The organism is Haemophilus parainfluenzae (assembly GCF_003252795.1).
Classification (GTDB): Bacteria; Pseudomonadota; Gammaproteobacteria; order Enterobacterales; family Pasteurellaceae; genus Haemophilus_D; species Haemophilus_D parainfluenzae_K.
The window spans coordinates 122,415-139,167 of sequence record NZ_QEPQ01000004.1 but is presented as its reverse complement, the minus strand read 5'-3'; the positions used below and the strand labels follow the sequence as shown (position 1 = coordinate 139,167).

Here is a 16,753-nt window from a genome sequence, read left to right as displayed (position 1 = left end):
TAAAAAATAAGCGGTTATAGAATACCTGTAGCAAGCTGAAATTAATGAGATTAAGTTGGTATGAATAACGTACAAAAGAAATATTTTATTGGCCTAACCCATTTTTTGGGAAATGTTCTCGGCCCTAAATACGAAGTCGTATTTCATTCTTTTGATAAGAATAAGGCTCATATGGAAGCCATTGCGAATAGCCACGTTAGCGGGCGGACCCTTTCCTCTCCACTTAGTTCTTTTGGTTCTAGTTTGTTGCAGGATAAAGTGTATTTAGATAAGGATTTTGTCTTTAACTACAAAGCCGTGGCAGATTCCGAAAAGGTCATTCGAGGTGCAACTTATTTCATTAAAAACGGGGATAAATTAGAAGGCATCCTTTGTATTAATCATGATACTTCTGAGTTGGTTGATGTGATGACCAAATTAATTTCACTGGAAAACCTTGGAAATTTCGTCAATATTTTAGGTATTGATGCGGCCTTTGCCGAAGTGGAAGAGGCTGAAATAATTAATAAAGAAAAACTCGAAAACTCTATCGAAGATATCCTTTGTGAATACCTTGATTTCACCCTATTACATTCCGACAAACCACTCAGCTTAAGACAACGAGAAAACGCCATTAAAGTATTATTTGATAAGGGTATTTTCAATATCAAGGGTGCCATTCCGATGGTCGCCAAATATTTAAAAATCTCAGAACCTAGCGTATATCGCTATCTTAAAGCGATCAAAGGAAAAGCATAAAAAAGTGCGGTTAAAATTAACCGCACTTTTTTATTTTAATCGTGTTATTAACCCACTACTTCAGGCAATATACCTAATTTAATTAGGAATGGGATACTCACGATAATAATCCCTAGAATTGAGACAAAGAGTAGGAGCCCTGAACCACCCGGCACACGATAAGGTAAGTTTGGATGTTGATGGCGAGCTTTCCAAACCAATGCTGCCGGCAATACCACCGCATAGAAAGCAAACATTTGTCCTGCATAACCTAATGCAAGGATGAAGCCTTCTGGATAGAAGAACGCAAAGAGCAATGGCGGAAGGAAGGTTAAGAAACCTAAACTTAAACGGTTTGCTGAAATATTGAAAGCGCGTTTTAACAAGTCGTCAATACATTCTAGTAAACCGAGTGCCACCCCTAAGAATGAGGTAATCAGTGCTAAGGCAGAGAAGATTTTCACGACAGCCGCAATAATGGTGCTGCCTGTAATCACTCGAACGGCTTCAATCAATCCATTTAATGTTGGATCTTGATTAAGGATTTCTAAGAATCGGCTTTGGCTTAACACACCGTGAGTAGAAAATTGCCATAAGAGATAACCCACTAATGTGATTGCAGAGCCCACAATAATAGAAAATCTTAAGGCTTTTACATCACCTTCTAAATATTTATTTAAGCAAGGAATTGAGCCGTGGAAACCAAAAGCAGTAAAGAAAACCGGGCTAGCCGAAATTAATAGCGCTTTATCAATTGGCATGGCCATTAAGTTATCGATTTTAATTTCTGGAATCATCAATCCAAGCACAATAAATAAAGCCGCAATCATCGCGATAAATAAGAAGCGATTTAAGGCATCAACAAAGCTTGTGCCAATTGCCACGAAGATACCAAAGAAGATTGTAAATGCCAGGATAGAACCTTTCATTTTAAGATCAGGTGTCGCAAAATCAGGTAAAGTTGAAGCAAGAATTGCACCACCACCGGTTACATAGGCGGAAAGTAACGCATAAAGGAAAATCATTAATACGCTGGTTGCGACAATTCGTCCCGGTCGACCAAAATACTGTGCGGCAAGCGTGCCAATACCGGCATCATGTTCAGCAGTTTGATAAACCTCAACAAATAATAATGCGCTATAGGTGAGCAGAATCCATAAAAGAACAAGTAGAACAACTGTAAACGTGAAACCTATTCCTGCAGAGGTGAGAGGCATAGCAAGCATCCCAGCTCCAATCATCGTCCCTGAGGTAATCAAGGTACTTCCCAATGTTTTGTTCATAAGTTTTCTCCTTTCCGATTATCGTAGAAAGGCTAGTCACTTCCTTATTTGACATACATCAAACCACAATGTCATTAGAATGTTTTCGCATTTTTCTCATTAACCAAATATTTTTTAGATACAAAAAGCCCTTACCCCGTTACTGAGGTAAGGGCGGTAGGCCTATTTTTGTTCAAAACGTGCAGTGAAGAAACGTAATTGTTTTGGTTCATACACGAAACGAAGCCCTTTAATATCCTCTTTATGTTTGAATAAGTGGATAATACCATCAGCAACTAAATCCATGTGTGCATAGGTGTAAACACGACGAGGAATAGTAATACGTACAGTTTCAAGTTTTGGATGATGGTTTTCGCCAGTTTTGATATCACGACCAGCTGAAATAATACCACGTTCCATTGTACGTACACCGCATTCAACATAGATTGCTGCCGCTAATGCTTGTGCTGGGAAGTCTTCTTCTTGTTTCAAATGTGGACAGAAACGACGTGCATCTAAGAACACCGCATGACCACCAATAGGTTCTACAATCGGTACACCCGCTGCTTTTAATTTTTCACCGAGGTAACGTACTTGTTTAACACGGTGTTCAATGTACTCTTCCTGAGTTGCTTCTTTCAAACCGATCGCCATCGCTTCCATATCACGACCAGCCATACCACCGTAAGACGGCATACCTTCGAACACCACAACCAATTCTTTCGCTTTCATGAACAATTCTTCATCATTCATACATAAGAAACCACCAATATTGGTTAAGCAGTCTTTTTTACCACTCATTGTACAGCCATCTGCATAGCTGAACATTTCTTGAACGATAGATTTGATTGAGCGATCTTGATAGCCTGGTTCTTGTTCTTTAATGAAATAAGCATTTTCAATACAACGAGTTGCATCGTAGAATACTTTAATGCCGTGTTTTGCAGTTAATTCACGGACAGCTTTCATGTTTGCGATAGAAACCGGTTGACCACCTGCTAAGTTTACTGTTACCGCCAAGCACACATAAGCAATATTTTCAGCACCTTTTTCGTTAATTAATTTTTCTAATTTTTTAACATCAATATTACCTTTGAATGGGATATCTAATGTTGCATCATGCGCTTCATCACGAATGATATCGTAGAAAATACCGCCATTGGCTTCTTGGTGGAAACGTGTAGTAGTGAAATACATATTGCCTGGTACGTATTGACCCGGTTTAATCGCGATACGAGAAAGAATATTTTCAGCACCACGACCTTGGTGAGTTGGCACAATATATTTAAAACCAAATAAGTCTTGAACTGTTTCTTGTAAATGGTAGAAGTTGCGGCTACCTGCATAAGCTTCATCACCCATCATAATACCGGCCCATTGACGGTCACTCATTGCATTTGTACCGCTATCGGTTAAAAGGTCGATATAAACATCTTTTGAATCAAGTAAGAAGGTATTGAAGCCTGCCGCTTTCATCGCTTTTTCACGTTCTGCTTTTGGTAAGATTGAAACAGGTTCAACACTTTTAATACGGAACGGTTCTGCTGGATAGTATGCCATAATAAATCTCCTATTATGTTAGGTTTAAAGTCCATGATTATTAACCCGCTACTAAAAACATCTATCATCGAGTTGCAAGCATAGTACTGAATTTTTTTCTGCAATACTGTGATCAAAGTCACAAATCGATAAATTTTTATCAAATTCATATAAAAATATTTTTATTTGATAATTTTATATCAAAAAATCATAAGCATTCTGATTTTTAGAGCAAGTAAACAAGCGAATTGGACTAACCAGTTTTCTCAATAGAACAACATAGGAATGGTGTTGCAGGCGGGATTGCTATGAGAGGGCGATATTTCGGTAGAAGAAGCATCAAAAATACAAAAGTGCGGTCAATTTTTGAGAGGTTTTAAAACTCTTTGAAATTGACCGCACTTTAATCCAACAATTTCTTTTGTATAAGAGCTATTAGAATGGAAGTATTGAATCATTTTTTGATATAAAAACTTTGTCACACTCTTTGTTTAGATATAAATAATCATATATGTTTTTTTCTATCCAATTCTTATCTAAAGAATAAATCGCGTCTTTTTTAAAAGCCTCTTTAGGAAAGATAAGCACTATTTTTCCAGCCTTATAACCAGATATAGATAACAATCCAAGCGGTCTGTCAACATCCTCTGTTTCAAAGATAATAAAGTCCACGACTCGATCTGTGTAATAATTCTCACCCTTATTCTGGATAAAAACTCTAAATATATTCCCAGACCATAACAATTCATCTTCATATTCTTCTAATAAATAAAACATTGTCACACCTTAATTATCTCATTTTTGCATCATCAGTAAGTCATTAATATTTATTATTACCTAAAGAATATATTAATAAAAATAAAACAAATAGAGAAAGCCATATCTTTAAACTAAAGAATAAATGCTCTTTACTTACAAAAAAATCAATCTGATCAACATTACCCGTAATAAACCATGCATTTATATAAAAAATAAGTTGCAGAATGATAGTCATCAAAAAAGATCTTTTTAAAATAAGTAATAAATATCTCATGCCTATTTCTCTTTTTCTTTTAATTTATCATGTGAAATACAGTCTATAACTTTCAAACTTATGACCTCTCGTTCTTCATTTGTCTTATCAGGAAGATTTTTATATTTCTCATAACATGATTCAAAAATTTTTTGTTCCTCATATGGCCTTTCAGGTATCACATCCCCATTCCAGAATCGAACAAAATAACTATTAGAAGAAACACATGCTGTCAAAATACTACAAAGCAAAAAAATACTGAGATTTATCTTACTCATTTTTTATCTCCAAAATATTTTTTCATTCCAACCGATCTAATCTCGTTTAAAAAAGAGAAGATAAATAGGCAAAGCAACCACCTGGAATTTTAGAGACATAAGTAAAGCCTCTTTCATAAGAACTGCATATTGCAAATTATTTCTTCCCATATCGAACTGAACTATCACCATAAACAAGAAAAATATGAATGCAACAGCTATAAAAAACTTTAATATTTTTAAAATCATTTTATCTTCTGTTATACAGTGCAACACATGAAATAAATAGACTAATAACTAATGATGGAATTAGAATAAGTTCTACATCCTCAAAACTAATATAAAAAGAAACGCCAAAATTAGTATGAATTAAAATATAAATATTTCTAACAACAATCATAGACACCAATAAAGTCATAGATATATAAATAAAACATCTAATAAAATTTATTAAAAACAACATAATCATTTATATTTTCTCACTTATTAAATTTTTTAGTAATGGTGACTATAACTTATAATACAATCCAATAATAATTAAGACGATCTTATTAAAAAATAGTTTAACTAAACTTAATGCTTTTTATTTTTTGTTCTTTTATATGATTTTATTGCAAAATCAATAAAACTAAGAGGTAAATACATAGCTAGTGTTGGGATCAATGCTTCTTTAAATACATCTGAATTCCAATACACTTCATTAAACTTAAAATATATAAATAGGGAGAAAATTATATCTCTAGAGATAAACAATAAATATAAAAGAGAAAATAACACTAGATTGCTAAACCATGAGTTTTTTCTAATCTTATTAAGCATGTTTTCCTCGAGAGATTCATGTGCGAATTAAATTATTAAACATGCATGGATTTTCAAATCAATGCACCCTACCTAGCTATTTTTCGTCATCAATACATTTTAATGTAGCAAGACTTGCTTTTCCCCTTTCCTCAGCTGTTCCTCTTGGTAAATTTTTAGTTTTCTCATAGCATAGATCAAATTTTTTCTCCTCCTCTGGAGTCATGTCAGATATAACATCACCATTCCAGAACCGAACAAAATGGCTATCAGAAGAAACACATGCAGTCAAAATACTACAAATCAAAAAGAAACTGAGATTTATCTTTTTCATTTTTTATCTCCAAAATATTTTAACCACTCTAATCTCGTTTAAAAAAAAGAAGATATATAGGCAAAGCAACCAGCTGAAATTTTAGAGACATAATTAAAGCCTCTTTTATCAGGAGAGCATACTGTAAATTCTTTCGTCCCGCATCTAATTCAGCGATCACCATAGCAAAGAAACATAGTAATGCAACAAATATAAAAAATTTTAATATTTTTAAAATCATTATTTATTTAGGTAGTAAGTGTATATTATACCCATCTCCTTTCCTCTAACTAATATTAATTTTATATATTAAATATTTATACAAACTTAAAATAAAAAACATGAAATGATATATTCTAAAAAATTAATGTTAGTATAAAAAACTAAATCAGTTTATTATTCATAACAATATTTAGATCTCGTAAAAACTCATCTTTCTCAACATCTTCAAGATCCATAATTAAATCATCAAGACTATTTAAAGATAAAATTTCTTCTATATCAGAAAAGATAGAATAATGGGCTATTTTATTTCTCCCAGACAATCCTGTTATAGCGATAACATATAACATCAATTTTTCTATAGGGAGCTGAAAAGCATTTTCATACGTATCTAAAGCTGCGCCCCATTCATTTTCATTAATAGTCCAATCATGAATATAACCGCTATTAAACTTTTCTTGACACCAAGAAAAAGCATCTTGAAAGAAAATGCTTTTTAAAAAAGAATAATTTGTTCTTTTATACATAATTAAATTCCTTACTTAGGGATAACCACGCTGCCATTATTATCAAAAATATAAATATTTATCAATTTCAAGATTATTACTCTCCAGTTTAATACTGTTTACCAACAATCATACCAAAATTTGTTCATTCTTAAACCAATTGAACACGCCGTTTGAACTAACTAATTTTCCAAACAGTCAAAGCAATCGTAAAAGGAATGCTTTTACACGCCGGATTGCATAAGTGCTTAGGCAAGCAATCCCGACAAAAATAGAGGAGTAGATTTATGAAATCTAAATTGATGAAAGGGTTAGTGATTGTTGCATTAGCAGGAAGCTTAACCGCTTGTGAAATGGACAGACAACAACGTCATACTGCAACAGGTGCAGCAATCGGCGGCGTAGCCGGTGGTTTATTAGGTGGTGATATTGCCACAACACTCGGCGGCGCAGCATTAGGTGGCGTAATCGGTAGTCAAGTGAATAAAGGTGGAGACTACGATGACAGAGAATATCGCCATCATAAAAAACATAAAAGACATCACCACCACAGAAAACATCGTGATTGGGATGACGACTGGGATGATTAATTCAAAATACAGATAAAAATGACCGCACTTTTGAGATTTAAATCAAAGTGCGGTCGTTTTTTTAGGGATTTTTATGAATTAATAAGGATTACCACCAACCTAGTAGTTTCATCCATAATCCACCCACACCGAACCAAATCACTAATGAAAGGATGGAAACAATAAAGCTCACGCCCCACCATTGACCGGTTGAGTTATAACCTGAACCGTATAGTGCTGGACCAGGACCACCAGCGTATTGCGTTAAACTCATGGATAATGTTGAGGTGTAACCTAAACCGATTGCAGCAATGATTGGTGGTGTACCCACAGCGATAGCCGCAGCCACGAAAGCGAGATACATTGCGGAAATATGTGCCATGGCTGAAGCAAAGAAATAGCGGGTATAGAAATACACCAACACTAAAATAGTAAAAGCAATTGGCCAGCTGAAACCTCCCACAGATGAGGAAATATGAGTGGAAATCCAAGTGATTGCACCGTATTTATTAAGTGCATTCGCCATCATCACCAATACCGCAAACCAGAACATCGTATCCCATGCGGTAGTTTCTGCCACGATATTTTTCCAGCTCATAATGTTGGTTAATAATAAAATCACTAAACCGATAAACGCTGAAATTGTTGCAGGGATATGGAAGACTAAATCACCCACCGTCCAAAGGAATAAAAGAAGGATAAAGTCTAGGGCAAGAATCCATTCCGCTTTACTCATTGGGCCCATGCTTTTTAATTCTTCACGTGCCATTTCTGCCATTTTAGGCGTATCTTTTAATTCTGGCGGATAAATTAAATACACGAAATAAGGCAAGACGATTAGGCTCACAATACCCGGTACGATCGCCCCTAAGAACCATGTCATCCAAGTGATTTCCACACCTTGGCTTTTCGCGAGTTCTGCAATTAACGGGTTACCCGCCATGGCGGTTAAGAACATGGTACAAATAATGGTATCGATTTGAGAGACCGCAATCGCTAAGAAAGCACCTGCACGACGAGCAGTTGGACCCGGTTTGGACTCATATGCATCAGCAATAGATTGCATAATAGGGTACATAATACCGCCACCACGCGCAGAAGCCGAAGGAATACCCGGACCGATAACGACATCAGCCAACGCCATACCATAAGCCACACCCATCATTTTTTTACCAAAACGACCAACGAAGTACAGCGCGATACGTTTACCTAAACCGGTTTTAATCACCGCGCGAGATAAAAACATAGCAATAGCAATCAACCAAATCGTGCCATTAGCAAAGCCGGATAACATGCCAACATCACCTTGTTTTGGCGAAATTGGTGTAAGACCAGTTAATCCACTGATCACCAATGCCACCAAGGTTGCAGCACCCATAGGCATTGCTTTCGCGATAATAGCCACAATGGTTGCGACAAACAGCGCTAGCATTCCCCAGGCTTTAGCGGATAAACCTTCTGGTGTCGGGATTAACCAAATCCCTAAACCAACGATGACGGCTATCAGCAGCCCCTGCCATTTAAAGCCAAGTTTGACTTCTACTGCTGGAATTTTACTTTCCATAGGATAACTCCTAGATAAATGAACAAAAAATAATTCATCACGGATAACGACCGTGACGCAATCGATTAAATAAGCGGTTATAAAGATACCACTTATTTAGTACGAGTAAAGATTTAAGCGCATTTTTTTAATAGAGTTGAGTAAAAATTTGATATAAATAAAAAAATAACCGCACTTTGATGGATAAAATCAAAGTGCGGTTTATTTTTAGGTTAGAAAGTGAGTGATTAATACATACCTTCGCGCTCTTCACGGGTGCTGATAAAGATGTTTTTCACCTGTGTATAAGCGTCAAGCATCATTTTATGGGTTTCACGACCTATACCGGAGGTTTTATAACCACCGAAAGGTGCTCCAGCTGGTAAACGGTTATAACAGTTCACCCAAACTCGACCGGTTTCAAGTGCGCGTGCAACTCGTAGCGCACGGTTAATGTTATATGTCCACACCGCACCACCTAGGCCATAATCACTGTCATTTGCCATTTTAATTACATCTGCTTCATCCTTGAATTTGATTACCACAGCAACCGGACCAAAAATTTCTTCTTGTGCCACGCGTTTTTTGTTATCAGGCGCTAAAATTAAGGTTGGTTGGAAAAATTCGCCTCGAGCCAATGCCGGGTCGGTTGATTTACCTCCACCAAGGATGATTTGACACCCTTCTTCTTTAGCAATATCAACATACTTGCTAATAACCTTAACTTGATTTCCGTTTACTTGCGCCCCCATTTGCGTGTCATCTTCCCAAGGTAAGCCGACTTTAACTTTCTTAAATTCTTCTTTTAGTGCCGCTATAAATTTATCGTAAACGCTTTCTTGTACGAAAATACGTGAACCGGCACAACACACTTGCCCTTGGTTGAAGAGAATTCCTTTTTGTGCACCCTCCAATGCTTTATCAAATGGCATATCGTCAAAGAAAATATTGGCTGATTTACCACCTAATTCCAAGGTGGATGGAATCAACATTTCAGCAGCAGCCACACCAATTTTTCTACCGATTTCGGTGGAACCGGTGAATGCCAGTTTGTTAAATCCAGTATGGTGCAACATGTATTCGCCAGATTTAGAACCCTTACCAGTAATAACATTGAAGACACCTTTCGGTAATAAATGATTAATTTTTTGAGCTAAGGAAAGTAAGCTCAATGAAGTAGAGGAAGATGGGTGAATCACGACAGTACAACCTGCTGCCAATGCCGGTGCTATTTTCCATGCAGCCATTAAGAACGGAAAGTTCCATGGAATAATTTGACCAACAACGCCAATAGGCTCGCGTAAAATCAACGACAAATCTTCGCTATCCAGCTGGTTTGCGACACCTTCTTCGGCGCGAATAACACTGGCAAAATAACGGAAATGATCTGATGCCAACGGAATATCTGCTGCGCGTGTTTCGCGAATCGGTTTACCGTTATCCAACGTTTCTTGTAAAGCGAATAATTCAGTATTTTCGTCAATAATATCTGCAATTTTATTCAAAATTGTAGCTCGTTCCGTTGCGCTGGTATTTTTCCAGGTTTTAAAGGCCTCTTTCGCAGCATTCACTGCAGCATCGACATCTGCATCCGTAGCGTCAATAAAGGTGGCTAAGGCTTCACCATTTGCAGGGTTATATGCTGTTAAGGTATTACCCTCAGAGCCATTTGTCCATTCGCCGTTGATCAATAAACCATAGTGTTTATCAAAGACATTAAGATCTTTTGTCATCTGTTTTCTCCTTTTTTCTACGTTGTGAATCAAAGTAATACCTGATCTTTTTACACCATCAGGTCTTTAATATTTTGTCCGTAAAAGAGGACTATGGGTTGATTTTAGTACAAGACAAGACTTAAAACTGGGAGACAGATCACATTTTGGTGGTCAGAAGGAAAGGTAGAGAAAATTGATTTGATAGGTGAAAAAAAACAAAGTACAGAAAAACTTATTGAAAAAAGACCGCACCTGAATGGATAAAATCAAAGTGCGGTCGTTTTTTATTGGTTTTACACAGCGTGTTTCGGTTGTTTGAATACCGTCACTTCAGGTGCTTTACCGGTAAATTTTTCAACCTGAACAATACAGGTATTTGGTGAGTTACCTTGAGCAAGTTTTGATGTACCCTCATCGCGTGTTAATACGTTCGGGCAACCATTTTTACACAACGGTTTTTCACTTTCGCCTAAGTCCATTGGGTCATACCATGCACCTTCATGGAGAGCAACAGTACCTTTAATGATATTTTCTGTGACAACCGCACCCGCAAGCACTTGACCACGTTTACTGTGAACACGAACAATATCACCATCTTTAATACCACGCGCAGCCGCATCTTCAGGATGAATCATCACTGGCTCACGATCATTTACCGCATATTTTTGACGTAATGAAGTATGCGCCAATTGGCTATGTAAACGATAGTAAGGGTGTGGCGTCACTAAAGCTAACGGATATTCTTCCGTCACATTACCCGCAAACTCTTCTGGTTCCATCCAGCTTGGGTGACCTTTACAGTCGTTATAATGCATTTTCTCAATAACATCAGAGAAAATCTCAATTTTGCCTGACGGCGTACCGAGCGGATTAAGCAATGGATCTTCACGGAATTCACCATAACGCACCCATTTCTTCGCGGCTTCGCCCGCTTCAAAACTTAATGGTTTATTTTCAGCCCAGAATTTATCAAAACGTGGCATTGCAACACGGTTTGCACGTGCGGCAGTAAAGGCTGCATTGTAGAATTCTTCCAGCCATTCCATTTCCGTTTTACCTTCAGTGTATTGTTCTTCCACACCTGCTCGTTTAGCAAGCTCAACGAAAATATCGTAGTCATTTTTCGCTTCAAATTGTGGTGGAACCACTTGTTTCATCGGGTAAATGCTCATCATGGAGTAGTCGCCTGCCATGGTTAAGTCATTACGTTCATAACTGGTAGTTGCCGGCAAGACAATATCTGCCATGCGCGCAGTTGGCGTCCAGTTTACCTCATTCACAATCACCACATCAGGTTGTTGGAAAGCCTTCACTAAGGTATTAGTATCTTGATGGTGAACAAATGGGTTACCGCCCGCCCAATATACTGCTTTAATGTTCGGGTAAGTAATTTCAGTGCCGTTATAGTGAATTTTTTTGCCTGGATTGAGCAACACATCTGAAATACGCGCCAATGGGAAAGCGGATTTAGATGTATCATCCAACCATGTTTTTGCACCTGCTTTGCCTGATGGACTTGCGGTAATAGAACCGATAATACCACCTGCTGCTGTTGGCACCCCACCATTTGAATAGTGATAACTTAAACCGAAACCACCACCCGGCAAGCCAATTTGTCCTAACATAGACGCTAGCGTTACTAACATCCAGTGGGTTTGTTCGCCATAGCGTTGACGTTGCATACCCCAACCACCCATTAACATGGTACGTTTGCTTGAGAAATCGGCTGCAAGCTGTTTAATCGTTTCTGCCGGTACACCACAAATTTTTGCCGCCCATTCTGCTGTTTTTGGTTGGCCATCAGTTTTACCTAATAAATATTCCTCGAATTTAGCGTAACCCGATGTGTATTTTTTCAAGAAATCTTTATCGTGCTTACCTTGTTCAACTAAAGTATGCGCAATACCCAGCATTAATGGTACATCCGTTGCGGTATTCACCGGAATCCATTCTGCATTCAGCATTTGACACGTTTCGCTTTTTTGCGGGTCGATACAAATAATGCGTTTTCCAGTCGCTTGGAATTTTTTGAAATATTCAATCCCTTTTTGGTCGGTGGACATCCAAGCAATACGCATGGTTGTGAGTGGGTTTGCAGACCAAAGCACAATGATATCGCTGTTTTCTAGCACTGATTCCCAGCTGGTTTGTTGTTCATAGACTTCAATGGTACCAAGTACGTGTGGCATGATTACTTGCGCGGCACCCGTAGAGTAGTCCCCTTTGTGGCCCACAAAACCACCGGTAGCGTTCATGTAGCGCTGTAATAACGTACGAGAAGCATGTAATGAACCACAGCTAAACCAACCATAAGAACCAGCAAAAATGCCTGTTGGACCATGTTCGTCACGAACACGTTTAAGCTGATTGTGTACTAAATCTAACGCTTCATCCCAAGAAACACGCACCCATTCATCACGACCACGCATTGTGGTATCGCTTTTTCCTGGGTTAGCTAAAAAGCCTTTACGCACCATTGGATATTTCACGCGAGTTTCGCTGTAGAGCTGATCAGCTACAACCGTTTGTAATTCGTTTGGTACAGCAGGCTCAATAGCAGGACCGGATTTCACAACCTTACCATCTTCCACAACCACACCAATCGGTCCCCAGTGAGCGGCAGTAACCACGGTTTTCATTTCAGCTTCTTTTGCCACCGCACTTTTTGATACAACGCCCACCATACCACCAGAAAGGGCACTACCTGCCACGCCTAAAGATGTTTTTTTCAGAAAATCACGACGTTGTTCGTTTACGTTATTCTTTTTCATTTCAGCCTCTTTTAGATAGTTAATTCATTATTGTTTTGCCATATCTTTGGCATTGCGTTGCAGATAAATAGTTAACGCACGTACTTCATCTTTATTCATTGATGTACGCTCTTTCATGGAATTCACTACACCAATCCATTGGTTAGCCGTGTAATGATCTGCGCTAATTGCTGCGTGACAACCACTACATTGAGTTTGATTTAACTGATTACCGTATTGATTAAGTGCGGTCAGATCTGATGTCATTTTTTCTTTTGCGACATTCACCGTAACATTGATTTCTTTCCAGTCAGAATCCGTTACTGCATCATGCACAGTTTTTACGACTTGAACATGGTTACGTGCATCTTCATCCAGTAAAGCAAGCGTAATACGTTTACCCAATTCTTGATAAATAACCGCTTCAGCTCCCACTTGTTGCCAACCATGTAAAGTGCCTTGAAGTTGATCACCATTTACTTTCCATTGCATTAATTCTGCATAAGGCATGAGGCGAACTTCATTTCCTTTGTCATTGGTCGCTTTCACCATTTCAGTGGCAAAAATCGCTGAGCCATCAGAGAGAGTACCGCCTTGTACAGCAGAAGATTTTTGCGCATTTTGATCGCCATGCACTTCAGGAAGGAAGTGAACAATGCCTTTATGGCAATCAATACAGGTTTGGCCATTTGTTTGCGCATCTGTATGAGTTTGTTTTGCTAATTTAGTTTGCTTTGAAAGCTCCATTGCATCAAAACTATGGCAGCTACGACAGGTTTCTGAATCGTTGGCTTTCATATCATTCCATACCATTTGAGCAAGCTCAGCACGGTGGGCTTCATATTTTTCTTTATTCTCAATCTTGCCTTGTGCTTCATACCACAAATCTTTCAAAGCAATAAATTTAGCTTTGACATAATGCCAACCTTCTTTTGGAATATGACAATCTGAACATTGTGCTCGCACGCCTTTTGCATTAGCAAAGTGGCTAGAACCTTCCCATTCTTCTTTTGGATAGCTCATTGAATGACAACTTACACAAAACTCAGGTGTACTGGTTTTATGCATAACCCATTGCGTTCCCCACAATGCCACAGCGCCGACACCAGCCAAGCAAAGTGCGATCACGATTTTCTTCATTTTTGACATAGACACTCCAACTATACAAACAATAAAAAGTATAACTATAAATAAGTATTATGAATTGTAGGGATATAGTGAGAAAGAAACTATGATCTTGCTCAACAAAAGCTAAACACTTATGAAATAGAAATAAAAAAACATTATATAAATCAATATATAATGCTTTATATTTAATATAATAAGGGAGGTTTAAGAATGAAGAAATTGATTCACGCGTTCAAGTACCGCTTTTCTCACGTTATCCTTTTCAAAAAGAATTTCATGTTTTGCTTGAGGTACAAGCATAGATTCGGCATGTGGAAAAAGTGCGGTCAATTTTTCAAGATTTTTGTTATCTACAATCTTTTCCTTTTCCGCTTGTAGGATAAGCACAGGTATTTCCACTCTTGGAATGATTTTAGGGAGCGCTTTGATTGCAGTTAAACACAAATGTACCCAGCGGAACGTCGGGCCGCCTAAGTGAATAACAGCGCGTTTTCGATTAATTCGGTTCATCCATTTCATTCGCGTTTTAGAATGGCTAAGTTCATTAAGGTTTAAATCTGCCGGTTTGTAATGTCCCTTACCAAAAACATAGCGATGACCTTGACCAAATGCCATCATCGTTGCAATGATGAGTTCATCTCGTAATGGATGTTTCATGGGAACGCCAAAGAAAGGCGAAGAAAGCACGGCTTTTTTAATATGGTGATCGTAATTGGCCAGATAATAGGTGGAAATCAATGCGCCGAGGGAGTGTGCGAGAATATATTGGGTTTGATAATCATAAAGTGCGGTCGTTTTTTCAATGATTTTTGCCATATCATCGGTATAAAAACGAAACTCATCTAAATGCCCTTTTTGAGGAATAATACGCTGTGAATAGCCTTGTCCTCGATGATCGAAAAGCAAAACATCATAACCTTGTTGGTAAAAATCATAAGCCAACTCAGTCCATTTCAGCATATTTTCTGCTCGACCATTCACCAAAATCATCAATTTTCTGACCGCACTTTCAGGCTGAACCAAATGACGATAAGCCAATTTGATATTTCGTTCGCCAGAAAGATATTGCGTCGGAAATTGCTCAAAAAAAGGCAATAACTCCGCAAGAGCAAATTGATGAAAATAAGGTTCTCTGATCATAATTTTCTAATGAAAAGGGCGTAGTGAATACGCCCTTTGTCGTGAAAGTAAAACTTATGCCACCAATTGTTTTAAGATGCGGCGAACTGGCTCTGCAGCACCCCATAATAATTGGTCACCTACAGTGAATGCCGCTAAGTATTCTGGACCCATTGCCAATTTACGTAAACGACCAACCGGCACGCTTAATGTACCTGTTACTTTAGCTGGGGTTAATTCACGTAATGTGGTTTCTTTGTCATTTGGAATCACTTTAACCCATTCGTTGTGAGCTGCTAAAATTTGTTCAATTTCTTCTAATGGTAAATCTTTTTTCAGTTTGATGGTGAACGCTTGGCTGTGGCAACGTAATGCACCGATACGTACACATAAACCATCAACCGGAATTGGATTGTCGCTTAAACCTAAGATTTTATTGGTTTCGGCATAACCTTTCCATTCTTCTTTAGTTTGTCCTGTTTCAGGGAGAAGTTTGTCAATCCAAGGGATTAAGCTACCACCTAATGCTGCACCGAAGTTATCCGTTGGGAAACTATCAGAACGCATTTCTGCAGTCACTTTACGTTCAATATCTAAAATTGACGAAGCTGGGTCTTTTAATTCACTTGAAACCGCTTGTTCTAATAAGCCCATTTGTGAAATCAATTCACGCATATTTTTTGCGCCCGCACCTGAAGCCGCTTGGTAAGTTGCGACAGATACCCATTCCACTAAATCTTTTTCAAATAAACCACCGATAGCCATCAACATTAAGCTCACGGTACAGTTACCACCCACGAAAGTTTTAATGCCTTTTTTCAAGCCTTCAGAAATCACGTGTTGGTTTACCGGATCAAGTACGATAATCGCATCATCTTTCATACGTAGTGCAGAAGCGGCATCAACCCAATAACCGTCCCAACCTGTTGCTTTTAATTTTGGATAAACTTCATTGGTATAGTCGCCACCTTGGCAGGTCACGATAATGTCTAATTTTTTAAGTTCTTCAATGTCGAATGCATTTTTAAGCTCACCTGCCTCTTTACCTGCAAATACAGGGGCTTTTTGACCTGCTTGAGAAGTGGTGAAGAAAACTGGATTAATATTGGCAAAATCTTGCTCTTGCACCATACGATCCATTAATACGGAACCGACCATTCCGCGCCAACCGATAAAACCGACGTTTTTCATGAATTTTTCCTTATTTTATGTTGTGTTGAATGGGTCTATTAATTACAGACTTTACGCTACAAAATCAAGCTTTTTTAGAAAAAATGAGGCTTTGTTTAATTTTTCTCAATAA

The 16,753-nt window shown here is 38.0% G+C and carries 14 protein-coding genes; 2 read left to right on the top strand and 12 right to left on the bottom strand.

Features of this window, described 5'->3' with window-relative positions:
- Window positions 1-60 precede the first annotated feature (60 nt).
- Complete coding sequence (locus DPV81_RS07905; RefSeq protein ID WP_070590903.1) at window positions 61-738, top strand: helix-turn-helix transcriptional regulator; 678 nt, start codon at window positions 61-63, stop codon at window positions 736-738.
- A 47-nt stretch (window positions 739-785) separates the two neighbouring features.
- Here DPV81_RS07905 and DPV81_RS07900 read toward each other — a convergent pair whose 3' ends face one another.
- The 6 genes from DPV81_RS07900 to DPV81_RS07855 form a co-directional block, all read right to left on the bottom strand.
- Window positions 786-2,000, bottom strand: coding sequence for an aromatic amino acid transporter (locus tag DPV81_RS07900; protein WP_049384237.1), 1,215 nt, complete (start codon window positions 1,998-2,000; stop codon window positions 786-788).
- A 162-nt stretch (window positions 2,001-2,162) separates the two neighbouring features.
- Window positions 2,163-3,539, bottom strand: a complete 1,377-nt coding sequence (locus DPV81_RS07895; protein ID WP_049370042.1) for a tyrosine phenol-lyase — start codon at window positions 3,537-3,539, stop codon at window positions 2,163-2,165.
- 414 nt (window positions 3,540-3,953) lie between these two features.
- Window positions 3,954-4,295, bottom strand: a complete 342-nt coding sequence (gene imm45 / locus DPV81_RS07890) for an Imm45 family immunity protein (protein WP_005694978.1) — start codon at window positions 4,293-4,295, stop codon at window positions 3,954-3,956.
- 258 nt (window positions 4,296-4,553) lie between these two features.
- The gene (locus DPV81_RS07880) at window positions 4,554-4,808 is read right to left on the bottom strand and encodes a hypothetical protein (RefSeq protein ID WP_111387734.1); all 255 of its coding nucleotides are present in this window, start codon (window positions 4,806-4,808) and stop codon (window positions 4,554-4,556) included.
- A gap of 874 nt (window positions 4,809-5,682) precedes the next feature.
- Window positions 5,683-5,919 (bottom strand): hypothetical protein, encoded by a 237-nt coding sequence (locus DPV81_RS07865; protein WP_111387730.1) that lies wholly within the window; start codon window positions 5,917-5,919, stop codon window positions 5,683-5,685.
- A 362-nt stretch (window positions 5,920-6,281) separates the two neighbouring features.
- A complete protein-coding gene (locus DPV81_RS07855; RefSeq protein WP_054420064.1) occupies window positions 6,282-6,647 on the bottom strand; it encodes a hypothetical protein in 366 nt (121 codons plus the stop codon).
- Between the two features lie 266 nt (window positions 6,648-6,913).
- On the opposite strand from DPV81_RS07855, the gene DPV81_RS07850 reads away from it, so the two are divergent.
- The gene (locus DPV81_RS07850; protein ID WP_014064485.1) at window positions 6,914-7,216 is read left to right on the top strand and encodes a YMGG-like glycine zipper-containing protein; all 303 of its coding nucleotides are present in this window, start codon (window positions 6,914-6,916) and stop codon (window positions 7,214-7,216) included.
- Between the two features lie 88 nt (window positions 7,217-7,304).
- On the opposite strand, the gene DPV81_RS07845 is transcribed toward DPV81_RS07850, so the two are convergent.
- The 6 genes from DPV81_RS07845 to asd all read right to left on the bottom strand — a co-directional run bounded on the left by DPV81_RS07845 (window position 7,305) and on the right by asd (window position 16,641).
- Complete coding sequence (locus tag DPV81_RS07845) at window positions 7,305-8,759, bottom strand: DASS family sodium-coupled anion symporter (RefSeq protein WP_065242610.1); 1,455 nt, start codon at window positions 8,757-8,759, stop codon at window positions 7,305-7,307.
- Between the two features lie 227 nt (window positions 8,760-8,986).
- Window positions 8,987-10,471, bottom strand: a complete 1,485-nt coding sequence (locus DPV81_RS07840; RefSeq protein WP_111387728.1) for an aldehyde dehydrogenase family protein — start codon at window positions 10,469-10,471, stop codon at window positions 8,987-8,989.
- A 275-nt stretch (window positions 10,472-10,746) separates the two neighbouring features.
- Window positions 10,747-13,224 carry a trimethylamine-N-oxide reductase TorA gene (gene torA, locus DPV81_RS07835; RefSeq protein ID WP_111387726.1) on the bottom strand — a complete coding sequence of 826 codons (2,478 nt, stop codon included), beginning with the start codon at window positions 13,222-13,224 and terminating at the stop codon, window positions 10,747-10,749.
- A gap of 27 nt (window positions 13,225-13,251) precedes the next feature.
- Window positions 13,252-14,352 carry a NapC/NirT family cytochrome c gene (locus tag DPV81_RS07830; protein WP_111387724.1) on the bottom strand — a complete coding sequence of 367 codons (1,101 nt, stop codon included), beginning with the start codon at window positions 14,350-14,352 and terminating at the stop codon, window positions 13,252-13,254.
- 183 nt (window positions 14,353-14,535) lie between these two features.
- Window positions 14,536-15,471 carry an alpha/beta fold hydrolase gene (locus DPV81_RS07825; RefSeq protein ID WP_111387722.1) on the bottom strand — a complete coding sequence of 312 codons (936 nt, stop codon included), beginning with the start codon at window positions 15,469-15,471 and terminating at the stop codon, window positions 14,536-14,538.
- Window positions 15,472-15,525: 54 nt separating this feature from the next.
- On the bottom strand, window positions 15,526-16,641 hold the full coding sequence (gene asd / locus DPV81_RS07820; RefSeq protein ID WP_049375909.1) for an aspartate-semialdehyde dehydrogenase: 1,116 nt from the start codon (window positions 16,639-16,641) through the stop codon (window positions 15,526-15,528).
- Window positions 16,642-16,753: the final 112 nt, after the last annotated feature.